We start from the raw sequence: 6201 nt of genomic DNA on the forward strand, positions 1-6201 counted from the left end.
TCCGCGCCGCCGCCGGCGGTGGCGGCGGATGTGGTGTCCTGCGCCAGTTGCGGGTCGACGCCGCCGGGCGACAGCCGCACCAGCTCGAAGCGGCTGCCGGGCTCCTGGTCCGCGCGCAGCTGCTGCACGAACTCGGACGAAGCCGCGACGTCGTCGCCCATCAGCACCGTGAGGCTGGCGGCCGGGGCGGTGCCGGCGGCCAGCGCGGCGGCCAGGGCCAGCCCGGTCCTCGTCCCCCTTGCCCACCGTGCCAACCGTGCCCACCGCATCCGGCGCGTCCACCGGACGTCGGCGCGCGCCTGCCCCGGGCGGCCAGGGCGTCCTCGGAACGGCGCGAAGGTGTGGGTCACGGCAACAAACATGGACTGCTTCCGCAGCAAGGGGCGATGATCCAATGTAAGGACGGCCCCGGCTTCTTGCGATAAGGCGGAGGGCTTATGTCAGCGCCCGCGGTGGCCTGCCCGCGTGATGAAAATCACAGTGCGGCAGCCGCTCGGTCTATGTCCGATGGACTACCCGCGCGCCTACCTTCGGCTCAGGCGTCCAACAGCAGCGCGGCGGCCGCGCGCTGCGCCTGGATGGCCTGGCGCAGCACGCGCGGCGACACCGGCTTGTAGAGCACCGTGATGCCCGCGTTCGCCACCTCGCGCAGGCGGTCGGGCTTGGTCTCGCCCGTCACCAGCAGGCGCGCGGTGCCGGGGCCGATGCCGCGCGCGTGGCGCTCCAGCGCGGCGATCACGTCCAGCCCGTTGTCGCCGCCCTGCAGCAGCAGGTCGCTGATGACCACGTCGGGCGGCTGCGTCCAGCCGTCGGCCAGCGCCAGCGCCTCGGCGCGGGTCTGCGCGGCCAGCACCTCGGCGCCCCAGTTGCTGAGCACCACCGCCAGCCCCTCGAGGATGGTGCGCTCGTCGTCGATCACCAGGATGCGCACGCCGGCCAGGCTCTCTTCTTCCTCGGCGCCCGGGAGCGCGGTCGACAGCGACGGCGCCGGCAACGCGGCCGGCGCCGCGCGCACCAGCACGCGCACGCAGGTGCCCTTGTGCAGCTTCGAGCTGAGCTCCACGCGCGTGTTCAGCAGCTCGGCCAGCCGCTGCACCGTGGCCAGGCCCAGCCCCATGCCGCGCGTGCCGCGCGCCGCCTGCCGGCCGCCCGTGGGCTCGACCTGGTAGAACTCCTCGAACACCCGCGCCTGGTGCTGCAGCGCAATGCCCACGCCGGTGTCGACCACGTCGATGCGCACGCCCTTGCCGCGCCGCCGCGCGCCGATGAGCACGCCGCCCTCGATGGTGTGGCGCAGAGAGTTCGACACCAGGTTGTTCAGGATGCGCGACAGCATCACGTAGTCGCAGCGCACCCACACGTCGGTCTTGCGCACCACCAGCCGCAGGCCCTGCTGCTCGGCCACCGGGCGGAAGTTGCGGCTGATCTCGTCGAACAGCTGGTCGAGCGGAAAGTCGGCCCACTGCGGCTGCAGCACGCCCGCGTCCAGCTGCGACAGGTTCAGCAGCTCCGAGAACAGCCGGTCGAGCGAATCCACGCACTCGCGGATGTGGCCGATGCGCTGTAGCCGCGCCGGGTCGGTCTCGCCGTTGGCCAGCCCGTCCGAGAACAGCGTGAGCGCATGCAGCGGCTGGCGCAGGTCGTGGCTGGCGGCGGCCAGCAGGCGCGTCTTGGCCTGGCTGGCCACCTCCAGCTGCTGGTTCTTGCGCGCCAGCTCGGCCGTGGCCTCGTTGACGCGGCTCTCGAGCAGCCGGCGGCTTTCCGCCAGCGCGCGCGCGGCCTGGTTGAAGCCGTGCTGCAGGTGGCGCACCTCCGACGTGCCCTCGACCACCACGCTGGCGTCCTCGCCCGCGCCCAGCCGGTCGACCGCCTTGCCCAGCGCGCGGATCGGCTCGCTGATGCGCCGCGCCGCCCACCAGCCCGCCAGGCCCACGCCCACCAGGCTGATCGCCAGCACCAGCACCACGTTGAGCCAGACCGAGCGGCGCGCGTTCTCCACCGCGCCCAGGCTGATCTCGACCATCACCTTGCCGTTGTGGCGGCCGTCGTCGCCGACGATCGGCACCACCACCTGCAGCCCGGCGCCGCGCGCGCGGTCGGTGGTTTCGGAGTTGGCAACGATCTCGCCGTCCTCGGTCCAGATCTGCACCTGCTGCACATGCGGCTGGTAGGTGCCCGACTGCGCGGTGCGCTGCAGCGCGCGGCGGTCCATGCGCGCCAGCGGCGCCTGCGCCACCGTGGCCACCTGCAGCGCCACCGTCTGCGCGTTGGCGCGCATCAGCTCGGTGAGGTTGCCCAGGTGTTGGCGCGTCAGCACGGCAATGGCGGCCAGCGTGGCCAGGGCCGCCGGCACCAGCGCCAGCAGGATCAGCTGCTGCGCGAAAGTGAGGCGGGCCAATCCGCGAAGGACGCGAAAGTTCCAGTTCATGGGGGCATCGGACGCATGGAGGCCGAGCTTAGGGGCGCGCGACCGAACAGGGAAGCAGGAAAAACATCACGAAAAACACCTGCAATTGCTATTTAATGGCGTCCGCACCCCGCCGGTCGCCGGCGCTTCTTTGCCATCCGGTCAAAAAAATGCTGGTTTCATTGCGCCGCCTTGCCCTGCTGCTCGCTTGCATCGCCGCGCCGCTTGCGGTGTCGGCCCAGGGCACCGCGCGCGAGCCGCCGGTGCGCTTCGGCATCCTGCCGCTGGGCGGCGCCTTCGAGTCGCGCAGCGACTGGGACCCGTTGCTGGCCGAGCTGAGCCGCGCCATCGACCGCCAGGTGAGCGTGCTGTCCGTCAACTCGTACGAGGCGCTGGAGCAGGCCATCCAGCGCGACGAGGTCGACATGGCCTTCCTGTCCGGCAAGATGGCGCTGGACGCCGTCACCCAGCGCCGCATGAAGGTGGTGGCGCAGGTGGTGCGCCACGACGGCCTGCCGGGCTACCGCGCGCTGCTGCTGTCGCGCAAGGCGCCGCCCTTCAATTCGCTGAAAGACCTGCTGGCCCGGCCCGAGCGCTGGCGGCTGGCGCGCGGCGAGCGGCAGTCGGTGTCGGGCTTCATCGTGCCGCAGCTGCAGCTGTTCTTGCCCAACCACATCGCGATGGAGACGCGCTTTCTCAGCGAGATCGTCGGCACCCACCAGACCACCGCGCTGGCCGTGGCCAACAGCGAGGCCGACGTGGCCACCAACAACACCGCCGACTTCGAGCGCTTCAGGCTGCGCTTTCCGGCCGAGGCCGAGCGGCTGCAGGTGCTGTGGGAGTCGGAGCTCATTGCGCATGCGCAGATCGTGGTGCGCCGCGAATACCCGCCCGAACTGCGCAAGCGCGTGCAGACCTTCCTGACCGCCTACGGCCGCGCCAAGGGCCCGCGCGGCGACGCCGAGCGCGTGGTGCTCAAGTCGCTGCACGACCTGGCCGGCTTCGTGGCGGCCGACAACAGCTCGCTGCAGCCCGCCGCCAGGCTGGCCTACCAACTGGCGCGGCAGAACGCCATGACCGCGCAGTGGGTGAACGACGCCGCGCGCGAGGCCCGCCTGCAGCGCATCGACAGCGGCTACGCCGAGCAGGTCGGCGTGCTCAAGGACGTGAGCCCCTGATGCGCCGCCTGCTTGCCCGCCTGCTTGCCGCGGCGCTGCTGCTCGCCACGGCGGCCGTGTTGACCGCGTCGTGGGCCGCCCCCGCGGTCGCCGCCACGCCGCCCGACAAGAGCGTGCCCGCCGCCGTGCAGTCGGTGCGCTTCGGCGTGCTGCCGCTGGGCGGCACGGTCGAGTCGCGTGCGCTGTGGACGCCGCTCATGGCCGACATGAGCCGCGCGCTCGGCATTCCGGTCAACGCGTACTCGGTGCCTTCCTACGAGGAGCTGGACCGCGCCATCGGCCGCGACGAGATCGACATGGCCTTCCTGTCGGCCAAGATGGCGCTCGACGCCGTGATGCAGCGGCGCATGAAGGTGGTGGCGCAGATCGCCAAGCAGCCCGGCCCGCCGCAGCATCGCGCGGTGCTGCTGGCGCGCAAGGCCGGGCCCTTCAACACGCTGGAGGGCCTGCTCGCGGCGCCCGAACGCTGGCGGCTCGCGCGCGGCGACAGCCGCTCCGTCACCGGCTTCATCGTGCCGCAGAGCCAGCTCTTCCTGCCCCACAACATCGAGATGGAGACCCGCTTTCTCAGCGAATTCGTCGGCACCCACCAGGCCACCGCGCTGGCCGTGGCCAACGGCGACGCCGACGTGGCCACCAACAACACCACCGACTTCGAGCGCTTCCGGCAGCAGTTCCCGGTCGAGGCCGAGCGGCTGCAGGTGATCTGGGAATCCGAGCCGCCGCCCGGCGCGCCGATGGTGGTGCGGCGCAGCTACCCGCCCGAGTTCCAGGCGCGGCTGCAGAACTTCCTGACCGGCTACGGCAAGGCCAAGGGCCCGCGCGGCGACGCCGAGCGCGAGGTGCTGAAGAACCTGCGCGCGGCCTACGGCTACGTGGCCACCGACGACACCGCGCTGCTGCCCGAAGCCCGGCTGGAATACCAGCTGGGCAAGCAGCGCGCCATGGCCGCGGCATGGGTCAACGAGGCCGCGCGCGAGCAGCGCCTGCAGCGCATCGAGAAGACCTACGCCGAGCAGGTCGACGCGCTGCGCGCCGCCAACCGCTGAGCCGTGGCGGGGCTGTCTTCCTAGTCCCTTCGCCGTACCTCCAAACCCCTTCGCCTAGGCCTTAAGGCGGATTTGCCGCTCGCGCCCCGCGCCGGAAACTTCGTGTTTCTTTTTCCGGCACCCTTGCCGTTGACGGAGCGCGGATGAGTTGGCGAACAAAAGTGGTCTGGAGCGAGGGGATGCTGCTGCAGCCTCAGCACCTGCAGCAAAGCGAGCGCCATGCCGACCATGCGCGGCACGTGCTGCTTCGCTCGACCACGCCCTACGCCTGGGGCTTTGCCGAGATCGAGATCGACACGGCCGCGCTCACGCTGGGCAAGCTCGCGCTGGTGCGCGCGGTCGGCGTGTTCGGCGACGGCACCGTGTTCGACATGCCGGCGGTCGACCCGCTGCCCGAGCCCATCGACATTCCCTCGGGCATGCGCGACGAGGCCGTGGTGCTCGCGCTGCCGCTGCGCCGCGCCGGCGCGCGCGAGGCCGACGCCGAAGACTATGAAGAGCTGGTGCGCCACCGCGTGCTCGAGTCGGAAGTGCCCGACTCCAACACCGCCGGCGAGCGCACCGCCATGTTGCAATTGGGCCAGCTCCACACGCGCCTGATGCGCGCAAGTGAAGCCACCGACGCCTGGACCACGCTGGGCGTGGCGCGCGTGGTCGAGCGCCGTGTCGACAACCAGGTGCAGCTCGACCGCATGATGCTGCCGCCGCTGCTCGACGTGGCCGGCCATGCCGTGATCCGCGCATGGCTCGACGAACTGCTGGGCCTGCTGCGCCAGCGCGGCGAAGCGCTCGCGGGCCGCATGACGCAGGGCGGCACCGGCGGCGTGGCCGAGATCGCCGACTTCATGCTGCTGCAGGCCGTCAACCGCAACGAGGCCGTGTTCGCGCACCTGGCCAAAAGCGCGATGCTGCACCCGCAACACTTCTTCGAGCACGCGCTCGGGCTGGCCGGCGACTTGTCGAGCTTTCGCGATTCGCGCCGCGTGGCGCGCTTCGGGCCCTACATCCACGACGACCTTGCGCTGAGCTTTCGCCCCGTCATGGACGACCTGCGCCGCAGCCTGTCGATGGTGTTCGAGCAGTCGGCGATCCGCATCGAGCTGCACGACCGCAAGCACGGCGTGCGCGTGGCGGTGGTGAGCGATGTGGAGCTGCAGCGCAATGCCACCTTCGTGCTCGCCGTCAACGCGCACATGCCCAGCGAGGCGCTGCGCGCGCGCTTTCCCACGCAGGTCAAGATCGGCCCGGTCGAGCGCATCCGCGACCTCGTGAACCTCGCGCTGCCGGGCGTCACGCTGATGCCGATGCCCGTGGCGCCGCGCCAGATTCCGTTTCATGCGGGCGCCAACTACTTCGAGCTCGCACGCGCAACAGCGACCTGTGGCGCCAGCTCGAGCAATCGGGCGGCATCGCGATGCACATCGCGGGCGACTTCCCCGGCCTGGACCTCGCCTTCTGGGCGATCAGATCATGAGCACACCTCCCGATCCCTTTGCCGCCTTCGAGTCGGAGCGCACGGTCATCAAGCCCAAGCCGCGCGCGCCCGGCGGCACGCCGCCGGCGCCGG

General features: G+C 71.3%; 3 protein-coding genes and 2 pseudogenes. 3 read left to right on the plus strand and 2 right to left on the minus strand.

All coding sequences use genetic code 11. From position 1 onward, the window contains the following. Positions 1-362: pseudogene (locus tag BMG07_RS39280) on the minus strand (hypothetical protein); the annotation flags it as partial. Positions 363-535: 173 nt separating this feature from the next. Next, a complete protein-coding gene (locus BMG07_RS39285) occupies positions 536-2428 on the minus strand; it encodes a hybrid sensor histidine kinase/response regulator (protein WP_198089014.1) in 1893 nt (630 codons plus the stop codon). 149 nt (positions 2429-2577) lie between these two features. Here BMG07_RS39285 and phnD point away from each other — a divergent pair, with 149 nt between their 5' ends. The 3 genes and pseudogenes from phnD (at position 2578) to tssK (ending at position 6108) form a co-directional block, all read left to right on the plus strand. Continuing rightward, on the plus strand, positions 2578-3585 hold the full coding sequence (phnD, locus tag BMG07_RS39290) for a phosphate/phosphite/phosphonate ABC transporter substrate-binding protein (protein ID WP_198089015.1): 1008 nt from the start codon (positions 2578-2580) through the stop codon (positions 3583-3585). Then, entirely contained in the window at positions 3585-4634 is a 1050-nt protein-coding gene (locus BMG07_RS39295) for a phosphate/phosphite/phosphonate ABC transporter substrate-binding protein (RefSeq protein WP_198089016.1), read from the plus strand. The genes phnD and BMG07_RS39295 overlap by 1 nt, the downstream gene beginning before the upstream one ends. A 143-nt stretch (positions 4635-4777) precedes the next feature. Then, positions 4778-6108 (plus strand): annotated as a pseudogene (tssK, locus tag BMG07_RS39300) (type VI secretion system baseplate subunit TssK). Positions 6109-6201 lie beyond the last annotated feature (93 nt).

It is taken from the genome of Variovorax sp. E3, assembly GCF_016082275.1.
Lineage (GTDB): Bacteria > Pseudomonadota > Gammaproteobacteria > Burkholderiales > Burkholderiaceae_C > Variovorax.